20 protein-coding genes and 1 tRNA gene are annotated in these 20943 nt (G+C 37.8%); 8 read left to right on the forward strand and 13 right to left on the reverse strand.

From position 1 onward, the window contains the following. Positions 1-76 precede the first annotated feature (76 nt). The 5 genes from EGI31_RS24290 to EGI31_RS24310 all read right to left on the reverse strand — a co-directional run bounded on the left by EGI31_RS24290 (position 77) and on the right by EGI31_RS24310 (position 6227). The gene (locus EGI31_RS24290; protein ID WP_255039796.1) at positions 77-2473 is read right to left on the reverse strand and encodes a TonB-dependent receptor; all 2397 of its coding nucleotides are present in this window, start codon (positions 2471-2473) and stop codon (positions 77-79) included. Between the two features lie 88 nt (positions 2474-2561). Next, a complete protein-coding gene (locus tag EGI31_RS24295; RefSeq protein WP_255039797.1) occupies positions 2562-2759 on the reverse strand; it encodes a type II toxin-antitoxin system VapB family antitoxin in 198 nt (65 codons plus the stop codon). A gap of 195 nt (positions 2760-2954) precedes the next feature. After that, complete coding sequence (locus EGI31_RS24300) at positions 2955-4049, reverse strand: hypothetical protein (RefSeq protein WP_255039798.1); 1095 nt, start codon at positions 4047-4049, stop codon at positions 2955-2957. Between the two features lie 30 nt (positions 4050-4079). Continuing rightward, a complete protein-coding gene (locus EGI31_RS24305; RefSeq protein ID WP_255039799.1) occupies positions 4080-5279 on the reverse strand; it encodes an argininosuccinate synthase in 1200 nt (399 codons plus the stop codon). A gap of 147 nt (positions 5280-5426) precedes the next feature. Beyond that, positions 5427-6227 (reverse strand): M48 family metalloprotease, encoded by an 801-nt coding sequence (locus tag EGI31_RS24310; protein ID WP_255039800.1) that lies wholly within the window; start codon positions 6225-6227, stop codon positions 5427-5429. 187 nt (positions 6228-6414) lie between these two features. Between EGI31_RS24310 and EGI31_RS24315 the strand changes: the two genes are divergently transcribed. Next, a complete protein-coding gene (locus EGI31_RS24315; protein WP_255039801.1) occupies positions 6415-7401 on the forward strand; it encodes a ribonucleotide-diphosphate reductase subunit beta in 987 nt (328 codons plus the stop codon). Between the two features lie 94 nt (positions 7402-7495). Here EGI31_RS24315 and EGI31_RS24320 read toward each other — a convergent pair whose 3' ends face one another. The 3 genes from EGI31_RS24320 to udk all read right to left on the reverse strand — a co-directional run bounded on the left by EGI31_RS24320 (position 7496) and on the right by udk (position 8855). Beyond that, the gene (locus tag EGI31_RS24320) at positions 7496-7870 is read right to left on the reverse strand and encodes a hypothetical protein (protein ID WP_255039802.1); all 375 of its coding nucleotides are present in this window, start codon (positions 7868-7870) and stop codon (positions 7496-7498) included. Positions 7871-7873: 3 nt separating this feature from the next. Then, positions 7874-8107 carry a hypothetical protein gene (locus EGI31_RS24325; protein WP_255039803.1) on the reverse strand — a complete coding sequence of 78 codons (234 nt, stop codon included), beginning with the start codon at positions 8105-8107 and terminating at the stop codon, positions 7874-7876. Between the two features lie 127 nt (positions 8108-8234). After that, positions 8235-8855 (reverse strand): uridine kinase, encoded by a 621-nt coding sequence (gene udk / locus EGI31_RS24330; protein WP_255039804.1) that lies wholly within the window; start codon positions 8853-8855, stop codon positions 8235-8237. Positions 8856-8989: 134 nt separating this feature from the next. Between udk and EGI31_RS24335 the strand changes: the two genes are divergently transcribed. The 3 genes from EGI31_RS24335 (at position 8990) to EGI31_RS24345 (ending at position 11586) form a co-directional block, all read left to right on the forward strand. Beyond that, positions 8990-9784 carry a Rossmann-fold NAD(P)-binding domain-containing protein gene (locus tag EGI31_RS24335; RefSeq protein WP_255039805.1) on the forward strand — a complete coding sequence of 265 codons (795 nt, stop codon included), beginning with the start codon at positions 8990-8992 and terminating at the stop codon, positions 9782-9784. Positions 9785-9904: 120 nt separating this feature from the next. Then, positions 9905-9975 (forward strand) — tRNA-Gln (locus tag EGI31_RS24340). Between the two features lie 129 nt (positions 9976-10104). Continuing rightward, positions 10105-11586, forward strand: a complete 1482-nt coding sequence (locus EGI31_RS24345; RefSeq protein WP_255039806.1) for a DUF4301 family protein — start codon at positions 10105-10107, stop codon at positions 11584-11586. A gap of 60 nt (positions 11587-11646) precedes the next feature. Here EGI31_RS24345 and EGI31_RS24350 read toward each other — a convergent pair whose 3' ends face one another. Further along, positions 11647-12138: a rhodanese-like domain-containing protein gene (locus tag EGI31_RS24350; protein WP_255039807.1), complete on the reverse strand. Its 492-nt coding sequence runs from the start codon at positions 12136-12138 to the stop codon at positions 11647-11649. A 79-nt stretch (positions 12139-12217) separates the two neighbouring features. Here EGI31_RS24350 and EGI31_RS24355 point away from each other — a divergent pair, with 79 nt between their 5' ends. Together EGI31_RS24355 and EGI31_RS24360 are read left to right on the forward strand one after the other, a co-directional pair. Continuing rightward, positions 12218-14665 carry a penicillin acylase family protein gene (locus tag EGI31_RS24355; RefSeq protein ID WP_255039808.1) on the forward strand — a complete coding sequence of 816 codons (2448 nt, stop codon included), beginning with the start codon at positions 12218-12220 and terminating at the stop codon, positions 14663-14665. Between the two features lie 11 nt (positions 14666-14676). Then, positions 14677-15033: a hypothetical protein gene (locus EGI31_RS24360; protein WP_255039809.1), complete on the forward strand. Its 357-nt coding sequence runs from the start codon at positions 14677-14679 to the stop codon at positions 15031-15033. 182 nt (positions 15034-15215) lie between these two features. Here EGI31_RS24360 and EGI31_RS24365 read toward each other — a convergent pair whose 3' ends face one another. Continuing rightward, positions 15216-15626, reverse strand: a complete 411-nt coding sequence (locus EGI31_RS24365) for a hypothetical protein (RefSeq protein WP_255039810.1) — start codon at positions 15624-15626, stop codon at positions 15216-15218. Between the two features lie 356 nt (positions 15627-15982). Beyond that, positions 15983-16324: a hypothetical protein gene (locus tag EGI31_RS24370; RefSeq protein ID WP_255039811.1), complete on the reverse strand. Its 342-nt coding sequence runs from the start codon at positions 16322-16324 to the stop codon at positions 15983-15985. A 181-nt stretch (positions 16325-16505) separates the two neighbouring features. Here EGI31_RS24370 and EGI31_RS24375 point away from each other — a divergent pair, with 181 nt between their 5' ends. Continuing rightward, the gene (locus tag EGI31_RS24375) at positions 16506-17099 is read left to right on the forward strand and encodes an OmpH/Skp family outer membrane protein (RefSeq protein ID WP_255039812.1); all 594 of its coding nucleotides are present in this window, start codon (positions 16506-16508) and stop codon (positions 17097-17099) included. A 59-nt stretch (positions 17100-17158) separates the two neighbouring features. Here EGI31_RS24375 and lptB read toward each other — a convergent pair whose 3' ends face one another. Both lptB and recJ read right to left on the reverse strand, forming a co-directional pair. Then, positions 17159-17896: an LPS export ABC transporter ATP-binding protein gene (lptB, locus tag EGI31_RS24380; RefSeq protein ID WP_255039813.1), complete on the reverse strand. Its 738-nt coding sequence runs from the start codon at positions 17894-17896 to the stop codon at positions 17159-17161. A gap of 72 nt (positions 17897-17968) precedes the next feature. Beyond that, complete coding sequence (gene recJ, locus EGI31_RS24385; protein ID WP_255039814.1) at positions 17969-19693, reverse strand: single-stranded-DNA-specific exonuclease RecJ; 1725 nt, start codon at positions 19691-19693, stop codon at positions 17969-17971. A 242-nt stretch (positions 19694-19935) separates the two neighbouring features. Between recJ and trpD the strand changes: the two genes are divergently transcribed. After that, the gene (gene trpD, locus EGI31_RS24390) at positions 19936-20919 is read left to right on the forward strand and encodes an anthranilate phosphoribosyltransferase (RefSeq protein WP_255039815.1); all 984 of its coding nucleotides are present in this window, start codon (positions 19936-19938) and stop codon (positions 20917-20919) included. The last annotated feature ends 24 nt before the right edge of the window (positions 20920-20943 follow it).

Genomic DNA, 20943 nt, shown 5'->3' on the forward strand with positions numbered 1-20943 from the left:
AAATAAAACTTGTAAAAATCGGCAGCAATAGGCCTCCTTGTTGAATTAGTGAAATATCGCACTTAAAAAAGTACAATTATTTGGAGTCCATTCCCTCCACATTGAACATATCAAAGCCCTCGTTTTTCTTTTTTTGGCCGAAATTGTAGCGAATGTTGATGCCGAAACGACGAGAATCGTTTCTGCGGAAGCCTGTGGCGTTGATATTTCCCTGGTTAAGCGTAAAGGAATAGTTATTAGAATAAAACAAATCTCGCATCTGGGCAGTAACGACCAACTTCTTGTTAAAAAACTGCCTATTGATACTCAAATCCAGGTTGCCAAAATTGCTGAGTTCATAGAATTGTTGCTGTCCGTTGGTTCTGAAAAAACCATTCATGTAAACTGACGAATTACCATCAATTTTGAGTTGGTGAAAGGTAAAGAAAGACCAAGTGCCTTTTGAGAAAGTGATGGGTTTATTGTCCAGTTGCCCTTCATAATCGTTAAACATAAACATAGTACCCACCACAAAAAAATACTTTTTGCCAGGAGGAACAGCACCCAAAAGCCTGAAATACGTTTCAGTATTTTTACCCAAATTTTGATAAGTTCTGTACGAAACTCTAGCGTCCGATTTGTCCTGAAGCACCACCGAAGTGAAGATGTCCTTCACGTAGTTGCGACCAATGGCGAAAATCGGCCTTTCATCAAAACTAATATTGGCCTCTATATTATTGGTAAACTGTGGCCTTAGGGATGGATTTCCAGCCTCATATATGTATTGATCCACAAAACGAGGAAATGGATTCAGGTATTCATAAACTGGCCTACTAATGGTTCTGCGTGCTATTAAATATCCGCGAAGGTCATAAGATGCTATTTTAAAGAGTTTTCTACTGAAGAAAATATAAGGAAAAAGATCTGTTCTGTTGATACTAAAAGTAGTATCCGAAGGCACTGTTTGACGACCTTTCATTACGGTATTTTCTAACCTTGCTCCAGTCTTCAACACATACTTTCCGAAGGATTTTGACATTTGGGCATAGGCTGCATTAATGTTTTCAAAATAATCAAAGGCGTTGGTTCTAAAAGCATCTTTTGCCGTAATGCCATTTCTGGTTATGGTGTATTCGGTTTTAGAGTCAAAATTCTGAATCGAAGTTTTCAGACCAGTCTCCAAAGTAAATTTTTGGGGAAAAAGATATTTAAAATCTAGCATCGAAGCGAACAATGTCCTTGAATTGAGCCAGTCACCTGCACCACTGAAACTTATGGGTGTTGGAATCAAAAAGTTAGTACTATAATCCTGCACTCCGTTGGTCTCAAAATAATCTAAAGACGTATCAAACCTTAATTCTGAGCCTTTTTCATCAAATTTATATTTGGCGTTTACGCCTTGATTAATGTTGTAGTTTTGGGTATTATTATCTACCAAGTTGGTGTTTTGAGAAAACTTTTCAACAAAACTCGCAGAATTGACCACCTCACTATTGTTTTCGATTCGACTTTTATTATCGTTAAAACTCAGTCTTCCGTCATACCCAATTTCTAGTTTTTTAGACAAGTCAAAATTCGCCCCAAAGCCAGAGAAAATACTGTAAGCTGGAAAAATAGAATAGCTATCCGTATTCAGATTTCGATTTTCTGTTTCTAAAACACGCTCAAAAGTCGATTCGTCAAACGATTTGCGGTGGTTGAAGTTTAAGTTGAGATACGAACTTCGGGTTTCTAGACTCCGGTTGAGATTTATTCCTACAAACTGATTCCCGAATCTTCCTTGGTTAAAACCTGCGTTTATCGTACCCGTTCTTCCCAATTTTACGCCTTTTTTTAAAACTACATTGACTGCTCCGCCCGAACTGGAGGCATCCATGCTGGCCGATGGGGTTCTGATAATTTCTATTTTTTCGATGCTATTGGGCGGCAAACTCTTGAGAATTGAAGCAATATCCGAAGGTCCCAACTTTTGTTCTCGGCCGTTGATATAAATTCTCGCTGGACTCGAGCTATTAAGATAAACATTGCCATCCTGGTCCACAAAAAGCCCTGGTGTTTTTTCTATCAACTCAAAAGCATTGGTGCTCATACCAGCTAGAGGCTCTGGATCTACAATGGTTTTGTCGTCTTCCTGAGTCATGAGCGGCTTTTTGGCCGTTACGGTAACCGAACTAAGCGTTTGAGAATCATCCTGCAAAGTAAAAATATAGGCTTTACCCTTTTCAGAAGTATTTATAATTGAGGTAAAAGGCTTGTACCCAACCGAACTTGCTTTCAGAAGATAAATAGAATTGCTTTTAAGATTAAATTCCGCCCTTCCAGAAGTATCCGTGAAATTGTTTAGCTGAAAAGATTTATTCAAAGAATCTCTTAAATTGACGGTAACTCCAAACAGCGGTGCTGAAAACTTATCGACGAACTTTAATTGTATTTTTTGAGAAAAAGCTTGGAGGCCTATATTAAAGATTAGGAAAAGTAGGAAAAGCTTTTTCATGCTGATTTGAGAGAGTCGAATTAAATTGGATTCAAAATTAGGTATTTTCCAAGAGTTTCATGACGGAAATTGATGAACGGATAAACAATCACTGTTTCACAGCCCTCGTTTCATTTATATTTCCCTCACAGGTAACTTTTCCAAACAATTCTATCATTTTTAAACGTTTCAGGGAAGCTAAATGTAACCTCAATGCCTCCTCCACTATTTCCTCTTTAGTTTTTAATGGCACCAAAAGTTGAGCTTCATCCAAAAGTATGTTATCAATTTGAAGTTTAATTTTCATTTAAATTCTTTGGTCATTGTCTCTAAGGATACAAACTAATAGGGTAAAAAAAAGTATCCGCATTTTTTTAATCACGCAAAAAAAGCCAATTTCGCAAAGAAACCGGCCTTTTCAAATATCCTAAAACGCCAAACCTCACTTCTTCTCCGCCAATTCCTGAATTTTTTGGAATTTAAAAATCAAAAAAAACTAATTTCATTTTTCAAAATACCCTATGATTGTTTTTATTTTCTTCTTGTTAATTTTAGAAATTAGTTTAGAATTCTCAACATGGTTTCTGATTGCTCCAAAATCGTGAACTAAATCAAAAAAAGGAACTAGCTCAATTATTTCGCTTTCATTTAACTCAAAAAGTGGATTTACCTCAGACATCGCAATTTTATCCAAAAAAGCAGAAACAATTCTAAAGTTATTAGTGTAAAATTCTTCCAATTTAATATTACTTGATAATGCCAATTTAGGATCTCCGTTCAAGATATACAATTCTTGCAGTTTTACTTTAAATTCTTGTTCAAATGAACCCTCCAAAACTTTAATTGCTTTATTTAGCTCCTTTAATTTTATGTAAGAATCAACTAACATTTTTTTCTGAAAATCAATCAGTTTATACCCTTCCAAGTTAGCAATTACCTCATCAAATTTATTCTCTTTGAACAATCTCTCAGTCTCTTCACTTTTTTCTGCTGTAATTCCTCCATTAATATAACCCAATCTAACATTTTCAGATTCAGGCATTTCAAGAAACATATTATCAATATTTTCCAAATGACTATAATCCTCTATTTTCAATTCAACTATTTTAAATTCGAAGTTATCAACTTTGGAAATCTCAATTGATTCTTCTTTAAAAATATTACTTCTAAAAATTTTGGGGAATTCAATTTCTAAAACAACATAATATTTTCTAATCGGACTGTCATAATTAAAAGAAATTGTCCCGGTTGCATTTTTTTTCTTCCCAAAATTATTACTTACAATTATTCTCTCCTTAGCATTAATACCAGTCAAATCTTTAAAAGAATTAATTTTTGACAACGATTTACCCCATAAAGTATAGAGGTTATTTGCGGAAACTTTGATAGCAATAGATTTTCCCTCTTCTGAAAATAAACCTTCGTGGCAGGCACAAATGCAGCTAATTAATTCTACATCGCTAAACTTTTTACGATTCAACTCTACAGTATCTTTTCCCTTATTAATTAATTGATCTGAAACAAAAAAAACATCTACTTTCTGTGCAAAAGTTAGTGTTTGACTTATAGTTAGTAAAACAAATAAAATTAACCTCATTCTTAATTATTTAATTTAAAACTCAATAACTTACTTCTTCTCAGCCAATTCCTGAATTTTTTGGTGGATCATTACTTGGTTGGAGGCTATTTTTGAGAAACCTCTTACGTCGTCACCAGACCAAGCATTGTTCATTTCGCCGTAGCTTCCGAATACTGGGGACATTAGGTCGTAGTCTGATTTTATACCTAAAATCTGGAAATTGTAAGGAGCCAATTGTACTCTTACTACGCCAGACACATTACTTTGGCTATTATCAAAATAAGCTTCTATGTCACGCAAAACTGGCTCATTAAACTGACCTTCGTGTAGTAACATCCCGTACCATTCGGCCAGGTTTTGTTTCCAGTATTGTTGCCATTTAGTCAGTACATGTTTCTCTAGCAAATGGTGTGATTTTATGATAATCAAGGGTGCTGCAGCTTCGAAACCTACACGGCCTTTGATGCCGATGATGGTGTCGCCCACGTGTGTGTCACGCCCAATGGCATACGGAGAAGCCAATTCATGCACTCTTCTGATGGCTTCAACTGGATTCTTAAATCTGCGATTGTTTACAGCTTTGAGCTCACCTTTTACAAATTCTAAGGTTATTTCGGTTGGCTTTTTCTTGGTCAATTGTGTCGGCCAAGCACTTTCAGGGAGGTTATCCCATGAGTTCAGCGTTTCTTTTCCGCCAACTGAAGTTCCCCAGAGACCTTGATTGATAGAATACGTTGATTTATGCCATTCACGCACAACGCCTTTGGCTTTCAAAAACTCTATTTCTTCTTCTCTAGATAGTTTTAAGTCTCTGATTGGCGTGATAATTTCGGCTTCAGGAACTATAATTCTGAAGGCCATGTCAAATCTCACTTGGTCGTTACCCGCTCCTGTAGAACCGTGGGCGATGGCGTTGGCACCAATGGATTTGGCATATTCTGCCACGGCGATGGCCTGAAAAATACGCTCTGCACTTACCGAAAGCGGATAGGTATTGTTTTTTAGAATATTTCCGAAAACCAGATATTTGATGCACTCTTTATAGTATTTGTCTGCAACGCGAGCGGTGTAGTGAGATTTTACACCCAGTTCATAGGCTTTTTTCTCAATGTCAGCTACTTCGGCGTCTGTAAATCCACCTGTATCTACCAACACAGAATGCACTTCCATGCCTTTTTCTTCGCCCAAATACTTCACACAAAAAGATGTGTCTAAACCACCGCTGTAAGCCAAAACTACTTTTTTCATCTATCTGATTTTAAAAACCCCAAAAATTTCCGCAAAATTAGGACTTAATGGCTTTAATTGGAAGTTTTATCAATTATTGTTTACCCCAGAAACCAAAAATGTCTCTTTAGTTTAGCCCAAAGAGACATTTAAGCAAAGAAAAACGTATCAACGCATCTCTTTTTTGTATTTTTCAATGTGTTCTTTTATTCTGCCTATCCTGTTGTCTGGACTTGGGTGCGAGCTCATGTACTCATCTCTGCTTCTACCACCTGAGGCTTCTGCAAGAATTTCCATTACCTCTATCATCGATTCGGCATTGTAACCTGCCTTGAGCATATATTTCACACCAAATTCATCTGATTCTAACTCATCGTCTCTACCGAATTTCATGAGTTTAACTTGGGCCACATAATTGGCTATTTGGGAGGCTCCCATGTCGCCAGCAGCAGCAGTGGCTGCCCCTGCCAAGCCTTGGTAAAACTCCGTTTTGGCCATTTGTTCAGACGAATGCCTGTACACTACATGTGCAATTTCATGCCCTAAAACTCCGGCAATCTGATCCTCGGATTTTAGCCTACTAAGCAATCCAACGGTTATAAAAATCTGTCCACCGGGAAGTGCGAAGGCATTGACAGTTTGGGGATCACGAAGAACGTGAAAATCGAATTGATAAGGGTTTCCATGGCCAAATGACTCCACTTCTCTGTTGAAAGTAAGAACAAGCTCACGCCCGATGGATTTAATTTTCTGCTGTACTTTATCGTCGGGATATAAACCTCCATATTCTTGGGCCATTTGGGGAGCAGACTGCAGACCCATAGCTACCTCCTCCGCAGGAGACAAGCTAACTTGTTGTTTTTCACCTGTTAGTGGATTTTCTTGGGTTTTACCGTAATAACTCAAAAGAGCCATACCAGCCATTACCAAACCTATAACTAATCTTAATTTTAAACCGTTACTATTCATTTTTATAGCATAAATTGAAAACTATCTCGGAATTCCAAACCTAAAATTAGGATAAATAATAAACAAAAAAAACGGTTTGCAGTTAATAAAATCAATGACTTCAAAAAAGGTAAAAAAATATTTTTGTTACTAACTTTTTGATGTAATTTTGAAATAAAGAATCAAAAAAATATACTACGCTCAAATAATGACAGACGCAGACCTAAAACTTACTGAACCCTTACTGATTGAAGACCCAAATCGATTCGTAATTTTCCCTATCAAACACTCGAATATTTGGGAATTTTACAAAAATGCTGAAGCCTCGTTCTGGACAGCCGAAGAGTTAGACCTATCACAAGATACCAAAGATTGGGAAGCCATGAATGACGGCGAACGTCACTTTATCTCTCATGTTTTGGCATTTTTTGCAGCCTCCGATGGTATAGTTAATGAAAACTTAGCTGTTGGTTTCCTTTCAAACGTACAATTTCCTGAAGCCAAATGTTTTTATGGTTTTCAGATCATGATAGAAAATATACATGCAGAGGTATATTCATTGTTGATAGATACTTACATAAAAGACCAAAAAGAAAGAGACAGACTATTGCACGCCATAGACCACATTCCTTGTGTGGCCAAAAAAGCTGCTTGGGCGATGCGTTGGATAGAAAACGGTAACTTTATCGAGCGTTTGATAGCATTCGCTGCTGTAGAAGGCATATTTTTCTCAGGTTCGTTCTGCTCGATTTTCTGGTTAAAAAAACGTGGTTTGATGCCAGGTTTGACCTTCTCAAATGAGCTAATCTCGAGAGACGAGGGTTTGCACAGAGACTTTGCTTGCATGTTGTATACCGAGTACATCAAAAACAAAATGAGCCCTTCTGACGTGACAAGAATTATCACTGATGCAGTAGAAATAGAGAAAGAGTTCGTTTCGGATTCATTGCCAGTATCTTTGATTGGCATGAACGCACCGCAAATGTGCCAATACATAGAATTCGTGGCTGATCACCTTTTGGAGCAACTGCAACTTCCTAAAGTTTACAATGCCACCAACCCATTTGATTTCATGGATTTGATTTCGTTACAAGGCAAAACCAATTTCTTCGAGAAAAGAGTTGGGGAATATCAGAAAGCTGGTGTAACATCTGATAGAGAGAAGATGTCATTCTCATTGGACGAAGACTTTTGATTAGAACTTAGTTTTTTAGAAATAACAATAAAAGCCTCACTCAGAAAGTGGGGCTTTTGACATTTATTATTAACCTAAACTACCTTAATTCTATCTAAATCATGTCCGCAATAACCAGCGGACACACTTTACATGCCCTTGTGCCGTCTTGGGCATACCAACGGCAATCATTCATGATGGGGCAATTCTGAGATTTAAAGTCTTGTACTTGCGACTCCAAAGTCAGAACTTTGTCAACCACCCCGCACTTTTCACCCGTCCACTGCCTACAGCCTGATTCAGCACAGGTATTGGTATATCTAAACCTAGCTTCGGGGTTTCCACGGTTATTACCGGCCTTAATCAACTCGGCATCCAAAGGCACCACATGCGGAAGAAATTTCACGAAACCATCGTTACCCACAATACCGAAAAGCGATGCCCCCTCGCTGTTGGTAGCGGAAGGGCATGCGTACTTTTGTTTTTCCATTGCTCAAAAAGGCTTGAAAGTCTTCGCTTTGTTGAGTAAGGCCTCGTTTTTGAACTTTTTGAGCCAAATACCCAACCATTCAGGATTGATTCGAAGTTTTGTACCAATAGATTTGCTGACTTGAGCATTTACCAAATGCTTGGCCACCAATCCATTTACCTCTTTTTCAAGCCCTTTCAGTTGACTATCGGACAAGTCAAATCCTTCAAGAACGATTTCTAATTTTTGATTTCTCATGGCTATAAATTTTAACAGTTTTCATGATGTAAAGCTACACCAAGTACCCTAGCCATTTTAGCGTAAAATGTCCTGATTTTGAATAAGGTAGAAATACTTTAAGAGCAAGTAAAAAAGACCTAAAGGTCTATTTCTTGAGGATATTTTGCAAAAAAGCCGTCAAAATTTTAAGGCCATTTTCAAAATGTTTGTTGTTGTTAATGATGATGTCGGCGTCTTGCTTGGTAGGTTTTATAAATTTTTCATACGTAGGTGCCACATGATTTTCCCACCTGTAGAGAACTGAGTCCAAGTCATACCCACGCTCATTGTTGTCTCTGATTATTCTTCGGCGGATTTTGATATGCTCCAGTGCATCTATAAATACTTTGAGGTTGAGCAATGCCGAAATGTACGGATCATGAAATACAAAAATACCCTCTACAACGATAATGGGAGCAGGTTTGAAAACCAGTATGTTGGGTTCTTTGTCAAAAATATCAAAAGTATATTCTTGCATTCTGACCTCCTTTCCGCTCTTGAGGTCGTTGATATGCTGCGAAAACAATTCAAAATCGATAGACTCGGGTAGATCAAAATTTTCAACTTTATTCTTGTCTTTTGGTACCAAATCACGGGTTTTATAATAATTGTCTTGAGAGATAAGACAAACCTCGTCTTTTGTAAAATGGCTAAGTAAACTATGCAGAAAATAAGTTTTACCCGAAGCACTACCTCCCGTAATACCGATTATGTAAGGCTGAGCCATTTAAATTACCAAAATTGTTTAAAAATTAAAATTTCGGATACAAAACTAATAAATCTCGCTGTGGAATTGGGCATTTTTGAGCAGAAAACATTTTTTCTAAACCATTATATTTCAAAATTCGTTGTCAAAAGACTATGAATACAATATCGATTTTAGGTTGTGGGTGGTTGGGAAAACCTTTGGCCTCGGCTTTTTTATCCAGAAAATTTAGCGTGAAAGGCAGCACCACAAGCTCAGAGAAAATGGAGGCTTTGAAAAAAAATGGCATCGAAGCCTTTCAAATAGCATTTCAACCGGCCTTTGTCGGTGACAGTGTTTTCTTTGATTCCGAAATATTGATAATAAACATTCCGCCCAGGGCAAAGTCTCTGGGAGAAGAGTTCCACCTGCAACAGATTGAAAATATACTGGAGGAATGCAAAAAATCTGAAACCTTGCAGAAAATAGTATTTGTAAGCTCCACATCAGTGTATCCTAACCTCGAAAAAGAAATGAAAGAGGACAACGCCAACCCAAAGCATTTCTTATTTATGGCTGAAAATTTGGTCAAGAACTTTTGTAAAAACCACAATAAACAACATTTGATTATACGATTTGGTGGTCTGATGGGCTATGACAGAAATCCTTGTAAATATTTCACATCACAAACTTCGGCCGATTATTCAAGGGTCAACTACATCCATCAAGACGATGCCGTTGGTGCAATCCTGAGTTTGGTTGAAGAAAACATTTGGGACGAAACATTTAATATTGTTAGTCCCGAACATCCTACAAGGTCGGAAATTTGGGCGAAGTGTGGTGAAAACAAACCAGAGGCAAGTTCCAAAAACAGAGATTCATCTAAAAAAATTATCTCGATTGAAAATTTCTCGAGTAAAAGCCAATACCAATTCCTATTTCCTGACCCTTTGGCATTCAAGTATTTATAAGAAATTCGAAATTTAGATTTTAGCAGATTCCAAAAACCAGAGGATTTTCTTAAAATATTTTTAGGAAACTGTTTGGAAGAATTGCAAAGGTGGCTTAATTTTGCACCCACATTACAGGATTGGCTTATGGTGTAATGGTAACACAGCGGTTTTTGGTGCCGTTATTCAAGGTTCGAGTCCTTGTAAGCCAACAGAAAAAGTCGCTTTCGAGCGACTTTTTTGTTTTTTCTCCATCTCCCACTTCATTTTCCTTTTTAATATTTGCTTATCCTAAAACTTTTTGCCTAATTGAATTCCAAATAATATTCAATTCCTTACCCATGAGTTTTACGGAAAAAGACCTTAAACAAATAGCTAACAGAGGCAGCGATTTAAAAACGATAGAACAACAAATAGAAAACTTCAAGACGGGGTTTCCATTTATGACTGCCAAAAGAGCCGCCACCATAGGTGATGGCATGATAAAACTCGACGAAAAAGAACTCAATGAATATCTAGAGATTTTTAACCAAGAAACTTCCAAAAAGAAACTTTTGAAGTTTGTACCAGCCTCAGGTGCGGCAAGTAGGATGTTCAAGTCGCTTTACGCAGCCAAAGACGAAGGCAAGTCAGACAAGTCGGTGGAACAATTTCATGAGCAAATCAAATCTTTTGCGTTTTATAATAGTCTGTCCAAATTTTTAAAAACCAACGAAAAACAAGAACAATTAGAAGCACTATTGGGCTCAAATGGGCTGGATTATGGCAACTTACCCAAAGGCCTTCTAGAGTTTCATGCCTATGGAGATTCTACCCGTACAGCATTAGAAGAACACCTTGTGGAGGGAGCACAATATGCCAACAACAAAGGTAAAGTAAGGTTGCACTTCACCGTTTCGCCAGAGCACCGAAAAAAATTTAAAGACCTCATAAACAAGGTTTTAAAAAGCTATGAAGCCGAATACAATGTAAAGTTTGATATATCATTTTCTGAACAAAAAGCCTCCACTGATACCATTGCGGTAGGTATGGACAATGAGCCTTTTCTAGACAATAAAGGTGATTTGCTATTTAGACCAGCTGGCCACGGAGCTCTACTCGAAAATCTAAATGATGTTGATGCCGACATTATTTTCATCAAAAATGTAGACAACGTAGTGCCTGACCACCTCAAAAGTGAGACTATTCTCTATAAAAAAGCCTTGGCGGGTTTATTGTTGTGTTTCCAAAAACAGATTTTCTATTTCCTTAAAAGATTAGAAAAACCTGAACCTTCGGTTTACATGGTCAACAAGGCTATCAGATTTATCAAAGAAAACCTCAGTGTAGAAACTCCGAAAGGATTTAGAAATTGGTCGCCTGAAGAAAAATATAAATTTGCGATAGCCAAACTCAATCGTCCACTTAGAATTTGTGGCATGGTAAAAAATGTCGGTGAGCCGGGTGGAGGACCTTTCTGGGCGAAAAACAGTGACGATTCTATATCTTTACAAATCGTGGAGTCGGCTCAGTTTGATATGAAAAACAAAAAACAAAAAGAGATTTTTGAAAAAGCAACACACTTTAACCCGGTAGATTTGATTTGTGCCACCAAAAATCACAAAAAAGAAAAATACGATTTATTGAAATTCAGAGACCCGAAAACTGGATTCATTACTGAGAAATCACAAAGTGGAAAAACGCTAAAAGCTCAAGAATTGCCAGGTCTATGGAACGGAGCCATGTCTGACTGGAACACGCTTTTTGTGGAAGTACCTTTGATTACCTTCAACCCGGTGAAAACTGTGAATGATTTGCTTAGGAAAGAGCATCAACCGGCATAATTACAATTTTTTGTAAAGTAAAAAAGAGTGGCGATCCACTCTTTTTTGCTTTTGATATTATCAGTACACTTTCTCTCCTTTTTTGACCCACACACCCCATTTCTGGTTATAGGCATGTACTTTTTGCGTGGGCTTCTCCTCCATATCTACCACCTCGTTGCCTTGGTTTACCCATTCAAAAATACTCCCGTAGCAGTTTCTAACGTTGGTATAGCCAGCAGCCAATAACTTCTCGCCTATTTTTTCACTTCTTACACCGATTGAACAATATACCACAATAGGACTGTTTTTGGGAATATCCTTTATACTTTCTATCGAAAAATCGTTAAAACCCACATAACGTGCATCTCTTAAATGACTCACCTCAAACTCCTTTCGCTCACGTGCATCCAGGAGAACGACCTTCTCCTTTTGGGATTTCAGTTCCTGTACTTTTATGATAGGCACAGTTTTTTTAATCATACTTCTCAGAAGCAAATCGAATGACTTGGATTGGGCAGACACGGCTAGGGTTTGAAAAATGGACAAAACAATAAAAATGATTTTCTTCATTAGTTGGATATATGACCTAGATAAAACAAAATAAAATCAATAAAATTTCATAATTTCGCAAAAAACCAAATAAACTAACATGCGTTTCATTAAACACTTCTGGAGCTATCTGGTCATGGTCGGCTTGATCTATCTCCTCCATAATCCCATCGGTATGCTCCCTCCTTTGGGTAGGTTATTCAGTCCTTTCGAAGGATTTTTACAAAATAGTACAAACAAAAGCACCCTTTTGGATCAAAATCTTGACTTAGAAGGTGTAAAAGAAGAAGTAAAGGTAATCTATGACGTGAACCAGGTACCTCATATTTTTGCAAATAACGAGGACGACCTCTATTTTGCCCAAGGTTATGTGATGGCCAAGGACAGAATCTGGCAGATGGAGTTCTACACCATGGTGGCAGCAGGCCGACTGACCGAAATTGTAGGTGAAAGAGCCTTAGAATATGATAGATACAACAGAAGACTGGGAATGGCCAGAGCTGCGGCCAAAATTGCCGAAAACCTCAAAAGTGACCCTATCTCTTCGAAAATATTAGATGCCTATACCAATGGCGTAAATAGTTACATTGCTCAGATTGACTACAAAAACCTTCCAGTAGAGTACAAAATATTGGGTTACAAACCAACCGCGTGGTCGCCCTACAAAACAATTCTGATGCTCATGAATATGCGTAACACCCTCAATGGCGGTAGCGACGACTTCAGAATGAGCAATGTAGTGGACGAATATGGCTTAGATACCGTCAAAGATCTTTTTCCTAATTATCCCGCAGAAGAGTCTCCGATAATCCCTGTAGGTACACCTTGGAACTTTAAACCTTTACCAGTTACTACTCCGAGCAAAGTAATGGCAGGCAAAAATGACGATAAAGTAATTGTGAAAATACCTAGTCCTGCACCAGAAATTGGATCAAACAACTGGGCCGTGGGCGGAGCTAAATCTGCTACAGGATTACCAATTTTATCTAACGACCCACATCTTGGGCTTACATTGCCTTCGATTTGGTATCAGATGCAGTTGAGCTGTCCAACGGTAAATGTCTATGGTGTGGCATTGCCTGGTTGTCCTGGCATAGTAATTGGCTACAACAAAGACATTGCTTGGGGAGTGACCAATGTGGGTAGCGATGTGATGGACTTTTACAAAATAAGATTCAACAATCCTGAAAAAACGCACTATATGTATAACAACAAGTGGACTCCAACCACTAAATACACAGAGGAATTCAGACTTAAATCAGGAAAAATCGTAAAAGACACCTTGATTTATACACACCATGGACCCGTTGTTTACAACGAATCAAAAGAATCTAATTTTAACAAAAACGCTCCTGCGGGACACGCTATGCGTTGGATAGCTCTAGAAACCTCTGGCTCGGACCTGATGATTTTTTACTATCTCAACAGAGCCAAAAACTACGATGATTATAGAAAAGCTCTAACATTCTACACGGCACCTGCACAGAACTTCATATTTGCAAGTAATCAGAACGATATAGCCATCACGCCAAACGGCAAACTCCCACTCAAGTGGAAAGAACAGGGCAAATTCATATTAGATGGCTCTATGCCCGAACACGACTGGCAAGGATGGATACCGGCGGAGCAGAACCCGACCGTTAAAAACCCACCTAGAGGGTTTGTAAGCTCGGCCAATCAGTTTTCTGCTGACCCAACTTATCCGTATTACCTCGGTTGGAAATTTGCCGCACCAAACCGTGCAGTTAGGATAAATGAAAGACTTACGGCCATGAAAAACGCCAATGCGGATAGTTTAAGGTCGATTTTGAACGATAATTACAATGTGGCAGCGAGAAGAATTTTGCCTACTTTGTTGCCCATTTTAGAAACTTCAAAAGATGCAAGCATTGCTCCGGCCAGAGAAATTATGAAGAAGTGGGATTTGATGAATAATCCAGATGCAGTAGGAGCTACAATTTATGAACGTTGGGTGAAAGAACTTGAAAATTGGATTTGGGAGGATGAATTCCCAAGCAAACAATTTATGCTACATCCTACGGAAGATAGAACTTTTGAAATGATTAAAAAGCAATCAACCGCCAAATGGTTTGATAACAAAAACACAAAAGACAAGGTGGAAACCATCAATGATATTGTATTGGGGAGTTTCAAGGCTACCTTAGATAGTCTAACACTGCACAATGGCCCTTTGACACCAGAAACTTGGGCATGGGCAAAAGTTAAAAATACATCAATTTCACACTTGGGTAAAATTCCGGGATTTGCGAGAAGTGGCATAATGAATGGAGGGGGAAGGGGCATTGTAAATGCCACAACCGAATCAACTGGCCCATCTTGGAGAATGGTGATAGAACTAGATAAAGACTGGCCAAGAGGCTATGGATTATACCCAGGCGGACAGTCGGGCAATGTAGGTAGCAAATATTACGACAACATGGTAGATAAATGGGCTGCTGGCAAACTCGACACTTTGGTTTTTATGAAAAACAAAGACGAAAAATCAGCCAAACTGACTAGAACAATGACAATTAAACCTAAAAAATAAAATACTAGATTATGTTATATTTATTGATATTGATAATTGGAGGCATAGCCTCATACTTCGGCCCTTGGTGGATTATTGCCCCAGTGGCCTTAGCTCTTTGTTGGTGGAAAGCCAAAACTCCAAAAGAGGGTTACTTAGTTTCTGCTGCCGCCACTGTAAGTTTGTGGATTGGTTATGCCACTTTTTTAAACGCCACGGCTGATGTGAGTTTGGTGGACAAAGTAGCCGAGATGTTCACAGGTGGCGTGGGTTTTTTATCCAAAATACCTAAGATTGGGCTGGTCTTTACAGTAATGACCCTCATTGCCACGGCAATTGGAGGTTTTGCTGGTATGTCAGGGGTACAAATGAGAAGATATTTTAAGTGAGGAACGTGCTTGAAAAATCGGTCAAACGGTTTTTCAAGCGGTTCTTTTTTTTGACTTTACGGTTCCTGAAAGGGCTCCCGATGTCTACCGGGAGGCTTTAAGTATTTATGAAACTATAATGTTCGTAAAGAGAGTATTTTAATGTTTTTGATATTTAATAATAACGCTTTTATATCTCGAAGTTATTCTATTTGAACGTTTTCTAATCCATATGGAATTTTATCCCAACACTTGGGTGGAATGTAATTTAGCGTATCTGGCACTTTAATATCCCAGACTATCTCTGAAAGTTTGGGGTCTTCGCAATAAAACTTTACAAAATACCTTCGGTTTAAATAGTAATCCTCTCCGTTTTTTCTATAGTCCATTTTATCAAGCATTTCTTCAGTTTCTATTTCTTGAGATATTGAATTGAATGTATAGTGTATTTTAAGAATTGCTTTTCCGCCACCTGAAACTTTTGTAATTGTTCCAATTGTAACTTTAAAACAGTCTGAAATTAAATATTTACGATAATATTGTTTAGTAATAATCAAAATAAAAAACAATGCTACAACTAAATATAGAATTGCATTTAATTTTTTCCCCTTCATTTGATTGTGCTATTTATTTTTATCTAATTGTTTTGGTGTCTCTGCAGTAATGAATGAATTTGCAATTGATTGTTGACAAATTATGCGAAGGCTCGACCTAAGTAATAGTGTATTTCGGTCTTTGACGAAGTAAGATATTTTGAGTTTTGCCATTCATTTATTTCAATTATACGGAGAATTCAGGAGATGAGTGCAACATTTGATAAAATTTTCTCTACCAAAAACAATCCAAATTAAATTCCATTTGGCTAATTATACGCTTTAGACAACGAAGAAGGTAATAAACTTCGCAGGAATGATATTTCTAATTTGAAAATACCAATTTCCAAATCAACTAAGTTTTAACACATCTCTTTTTATTCTGGAATAAAGGAAATATTAACAATTTGCCAATTTGTTCCTTGTTTAACACCTAGTCCCGAGAATAAAAAAGTTTTCTTTGATCCAACAATTTTTCCGTCAAATTTCAAAGAATCAGAATTAAAACCAAATAGTTTTCTTCTATTTAAAGTAGACCCTCTAAATCCCCCCCTCTCTTCAACAAGTGCCTTGCTTTGCTCGAAACGAAACTCAATTTTATCCAAAGTAATTTCATCCTTTCCTGGGGATTCCAAATAACTTGAAAAGAAAAAAATGAAACAGTAAATCAAAACTAAGGACAGAATAAGTTTCAGATTTTTCTTTATGAGAATTATCATTTTAAATTTATTATTTTAATCAAAGAAAAACAATAACCAACCCTACTCTACCAAAAAACAATCCAAATTAAATTCGATTAGGATAATTATCCGATTTATAAATATTTAGACCTCAGAAAATCTCCATAATTTTCGATAAATAATTATATTTGCACCCTTATTCAGAAAATAAAACATTTAAATGAAAAAAATAAGCTTACTATTTTTAGGTCTTTCGATGGCCATTTTGGGTTGCGACAAAGCAGCTGGTGACTCAAAAACTGGCGGTCAACCTTCAGGAAGAATTGTATATGTAAACACAGATACATTATTGAACAACTACGAATATTACAAAGACGTAGTGAAAGAATTCGACAGCAAAAGATTTGCTCTTGAAAACGACTTGGCAAAAAGAACACAATCGTTCCAAAACGAAGTGGCTTTGTTTCAAAGACGTGCACAAGCCGGTGGAATGACCGAAGAGCAAGGAAAAAGCACTCAGCTGGCCCTTCAACAAAAAGAGCAAGACATCATGATGTTTAGAGATAATGCAGCAGGAAACTTGCAACAAGAACAAGCTAAAAAAACAGACGAATTGTTGACAAACATTCAGACCTACTTGAAAAAATATAACTCAGGAAACAAGTTTGATATGGTTATTGGCTACTCAAAAGGTGGTGGTGTATTGTATGCCAAAGAAGATTTGGATATCACTCAAGACGTTTTGAAAGGTCTTAACGAGGAATACAAAAATTCTGGCAAAAAACCTGCAGCAGCTGATTCGACTAAGAAATAATATTTTTAGAAATAAATATTCAAGAAAAGGCGAGACCAATAATCTCGTCTTTTTTATGTTTAAAACTTACGTTTCAACTCGAAATTCATACCCAAATACACCTTTCTCACCAACTCATCAGCCGCCAATTCCTCTGCAGTACCTTGTCTCAGAATTTTACCTTCGAAAAGCAAATATGCACGATCCGTAATGGAAAGTGTTTCGTTTACGTTGTGGTCGGTTATCAGTATTCCAATGTTTCGATGTTTTAGCTTGGCCACTATACTTTGTATTTCTTCTACTGCAATAGGGTCGACTCCTGCAAAAGGCTCATCCAATAAGATAAATTTTGGATCAACCGCCAAAGCCCGGGCAATTTCGGTTCTCCTTCGCTCACCACCCGAAAGCACAATACCCTTGTTTTTGCGAACATGTGTAAGGCTGAATTCCTCCAAAAGCGACTCCGTTTTTTCTTTTCGCTCTTGATTGGTCATTTTTGGCAAAGCCAGTTCCATTACGCCCAGAATGTTTTCTTCAACAGTCAAATCTCTGAACACGGAAGCCTCTTGAGCCAAATAACCAATTCCTAGTTTTGCTCTTTTGTACATCGGCAGACTAGTGATATCGACATCATCCAACCAAATTTTGCCCTCATTGGGCTTAACCAAACCTACCGCCATATAAAAAGAGGTAGTTTTACCAGCACCATTCGGCCCTAAAAGCCCAACAATTTCTCCCTGAGCTACCTGGTAACTCACTTCATTGTTCACGAGCCTTTGTCCGTATTTTTTTATAAGATTTTCGGTGCGTAATATCATTCTGTATCAATTTGGATGTAAAAATACCAATTTATTCTTTAAGTGAGGATGTTAAAAAATGTTAGGCGGTTCCTAAAACTTTATATCCCGCACAAACAACTGCAAAGTTGTTTTATCTCTAAACGTATTTTCCTCAATCGAATACGCCATGCTGAATTTGTTCCCAGCTTTTAGACCTTGATAAAAATCGTCCACCATTCCGAAGCCAATGGCCGAAAAAACTGAGCCCGTGTCTTCATCCAAAATCTCTAATTTTAGGTGTTTTTCTTTTAAAATTCTTGGCTCTGCCGATAAAGAAAGGTTCTCAGAAACAAAAATGGGCTGCATATTGTGAGGACCAAAAGGAGCCATTTGCTTCATGATTCTGTAAAACTTCGGACTGATTTCAGACAAATCTATTTTGATATCAATGTTGATTTTCGGAACCAAATGCTCCTCCAAAATCATTTCGTTCACTATTTGATCAAAATGAGCTCTAAATTCATCAATTTTATCTATTTCGATGGTCATCCCAGCAGCATGCATGTGCCCACCAAACTGTATCAGTAAATGTGCACTTCGTTCTATGGCCGCATATAAATCAAAGCCTGGAACCGAACGAGCAGAGCCAGCTGCTGTTTTATCTCCTGATTTTGTGAAGATGATGGTGGGTCTGTGAAAGTTTTCGATACACCTTGACGCCACAATGCCAATGACTCCTTTGTGCCAATTTTCCGAAAACAAAACCGTACTTTTAGCCATATTGAGCAACCAATCGTCTTTCCGAATCATATCTAAAGCTTCCTCGGTAATACGGGAATCATGGCCTTTTCGCTCGGTGTTGTTGGCTTGAATTTCGTAAGCAAACGCAAGTGCTTCATCAAAATCATCGGCCAAGAGCAATTGTACAGCGGCCTTGGCATGTTTTATCCTTCCTGCAGCATTTATTCTTGGTCCAAGAACAAAAACCACATTTTCAATACTCATTTCACCTGAAAAACCCGCCACTTGTTTGAGTGCCTTCAGACCAGTTCTAGGGTTTTCATTGATTTTTTTAAGTCCAAAATAGGCCAAGATTCGATTTTCACCGATGATAGGAACTATATCAGAAGCAATACTGACCATGGCCAAATCAAGAAATTCAAATAGATTTTCGATAGGTATTCCTTTTCGAATACAAAATGCCGTAAGTAACTTAAAACCAACCCCATTACCTGTTAATTCTTTGAAAGGATAAGGACAATCGTTACGTTTTGGGTCTAAAACCGCCACAGCTGCTGGGAGTTCATCACCCGGTTCGTGGTGATCACAGATAATAAAGTCTATACCGTATTTGGTTTGGGCGTATACAATTTTGTCGATGGACTTTATGCCACAATCAAGGCTAATCATCAACGATGCCCCAATCTCGGCAGCATAATCTATTCCTAAATTGGAAATCCCATATCCTTCTTTGTATCTGTCAGGGTTGTAATACTCGATGTTGGGGTAATAATTTTTCAGAAAACCATAAAATAAGGCCACAGCTGTGGTTCCATCTACGTCATAATCTCCGAAAATCAAGATTTTCTCATTTTCATCTATTGCTTTTATGAGCCTTTCTACGGCCACATCCATATCCTTCATCAAGAATGGATCATGTAAATCTTCGATTTGAGGTCTGAAAAAGTGTTTGGCTTCATCAAAATCCTTCACGCCTCTCTGCCAAAGCATGGTAGCCATCGACTTGGACACAGAGAGTTGATTTACCAAATCTCCTACAATTTGGAGATCATCTGACTGCGTTGGTGTGGGTTTAAAATTCCAGTTTTTTTCCATAATCAACAAATTTAGAAATTATGGCACAGAAATTGAAATCTATTAAAAAGAAAACAAAAAAGATTGACAATTCACACATTGTTCGGTTTTACCCAGAAAATGTAATTTCGTTAAATTTGTCAAATAATTCGTTTAAGGGAGTGTCGTGGAGGCACTCTTTTTTTTGTTTTTAGCAAATAATGAAAGTTTGTTTTGATAAATCCTCTTTCGTGTACTTATTTTAGATTCCAAAAAAAGTATTAATGAAAAAACTCCTCGAAAGCCTTATTTCAGCCACCGATTTGAACCTTGAAGAATCGCGAGATGCCATACTCAAAATCGGATCGGGTGAAATAAATCCTGCACAAATAGCCGCTTTTTTGATGGGAATACAACAAAAAGGCATTGCGGTGGAGGAGCTAAAAGGCTTTAGAGAAGGCATGTTGGAGTTGGCCATTGGCATAGACCTGAGCGAATTTGACGCTATGGACGTATGCGGCACTGGCGGCGATGGCAAAGACACTTTCAATATATCTACGACAGCGGCATTTGTGGTGGCTGGAGCCGGCCAAAAAGTGGCCAAACATGGCAATCATGGTGTGAGTTCATTGGTAGGCAGCAGTACCGTATTGGAGCATTTGGGTGTAAAATTTACCAATGATGCCGATTATCTGAGGTCTAAAATCGAAAAAGCCGGTATATGTTACCTCCACGCCCCACTTTTTCATCCGGCCATGCGGTTTGTGGGTCCTATACGTAAAGAACTGGGTATAAAAACCTTTTTTAATATACTCGGGCCATTGATGAACCCAGCCAAAGTACAAAAGCAACTCAGCGGGGTTTTTGACCAGAAAACTTTTGAACTTTACAAAAATCTTTTCCTTTCGTCTGGGACAAAATTTGGCGTTTTGCATGCTCTGGATGGCTATGATGAGGTATCGTTGACAGGGGACTTCAGATTTGCGAACGGACAAATTGATGATTTACTGAGCCCTTCAAATTTCAATTTCGAAAAAATCAATGCTAAAGAACTTTCAGGAGGAGATACTTTAGAAGAATCGGGAAAAATCATGATCGATATCCTGAAAAACCAAGCAACAAAAGCCCAAACCGACACCGTAATTATCAATGCGGCAATAGCATTGAGTGTAGCACAAGACATAAAAATAGAAGAAGGAATAGCCCAAGCGAAGGAATCCCTTGAAAGTGGTAAAGCCTTAAGGAGTTTGGAGCTTTTGGTGGCGTAAATTTAAAATTTCAATATATAAGAT

This window comes from Lacihabitans soyangensis (assembly GCF_024343775.1).
GTDB classification, from domain to species: Bacteria; Bacteroidota; Bacteroidia; order Cytophagales; family Spirosomataceae; genus Leadbetterella; species Leadbetterella soyangensis.

Bases quoted from the DNA above. Each gene is read 5' to 3' on its own strand.
- EGI31_RS24295 (WP_255039797.1), bottom strand. From the start codon at position 2,759: ATGAAAATTAAACTTCAAATTGATAACATACTTTTGGATGAAGCTCAA.
- EGI31_RS24345 (WP_255039806.1), top strand. From the start codon at position 10,105: ATGAGTTTTACGGAAAAAGACCTTAAACAAATAGCTAACAGAGGCAGC.
- EGI31_RS24305 (WP_255039799.1), bottom strand. From the start codon at position 5,279: ATGAAAAAAGTAGTTTTGGCTTACAGCGGTGGTTTAGACACATCTTTT.
- EGI31_RS24365 (WP_255039810.1), bottom strand. From the start codon at position 15,626: ATGAAGGGGAAAAAATTAAATGCAATTCTATATTTAGTTGTAGCATTG.
- lptB (WP_255039813.1), bottom strand. From the start codon at position 17,896: ATGATATTACGCACCGAAAATCTTATAAAAAAATACGGACAAAGGCTC.
- EGI31_RS24375 (WP_255039812.1), top strand. From the start codon at position 16,506: ATGAAAAAAATAAGCTTACTATTTTTAGGTCTTTCGATGGCCATTTTG.
- EGI31_RS24350 (WP_255039807.1), bottom strand. From the start codon at position 12,138: ATGAAGAAAATCATTTTTATTGTTTTGTCCATTTTTCAAACCCTAGCC.
- udk (WP_255039804.1), bottom strand. From the start codon at position 8,855: ATGGCTCAGCCTTACATAATCGGTATTACGGGAGGTAGTGCTTCGGGT.
- EGI31_RS24300 (WP_255039798.1), bottom strand. From the start codon at position 4,049: ATGAGGTTAATTTTATTTGTTTTACTAACTATAAGTCAAACACTAACT.
- EGI31_RS24335 (WP_255039805.1), top strand. From the start codon at position 8,990: ATGAATACAATATCGATTTTAGGTTGTGGGTGGTTGGGAAAACCTTTG.
- EGI31_RS24360 (WP_255039809.1), top strand. From the start codon at position 14,677: ATGTTATATTTATTGATATTGATAATTGGAGGCATAGCCTCATACTTC.
- EGI31_RS24310 (WP_255039800.1), bottom strand. From the start codon at position 6,227: ATGAATAGTAACGGTTTAAAATTAAGATTAGTTATAGGTTTGGTAATG.
- recJ (WP_255039814.1), bottom strand. From the start codon at position 19,693: ATGGAAAAAAACTGGAATTTTAAACCCACACCAACGCAGTCAGATGAT.
- trpD (WP_255039815.1), top strand. From the start codon at position 19,936: ATGAAAAAACTCCTCGAAAGCCTTATTTCAGCCACCGATTTGAACCTT.
- EGI31_RS24370 (WP_255039811.1), bottom strand. From the start codon at position 16,324: ATGATAATTCTCATAAAGAAAAATCTGAAACTTATTCTGTCCTTAGTT.
- EGI31_RS24355 (WP_255039808.1), top strand. From the start codon at position 12,218: ATGCGTTTCATTAAACACTTCTGGAGCTATCTGGTCATGGTCGGCTTG.
- EGI31_RS24320 (WP_255039802.1), bottom strand. From the start codon at position 7,870: ATGGAAAAACAAAAGTACGCATGCCCTTCCGCTACCAACAGCGAGGGG.
- EGI31_RS24325 (WP_255039803.1), bottom strand. From the start codon at position 8,107: ATGAGAAATCAAAAATTAGAAATCGTTCTTGAAGGATTTGACTTGTCC.
- EGI31_RS24290 (WP_255039796.1), bottom strand. From the start codon at position 2,473: ATGAAAAAGCTTTTCCTACTTTTCCTAATCTTTAATATAGGCCTCCAA.
- EGI31_RS24315 (WP_255039801.1), top strand. From the start codon at position 6,415: ATGACAGACGCAGACCTAAAACTTACTGAACCCTTACTGATTGAAGAC.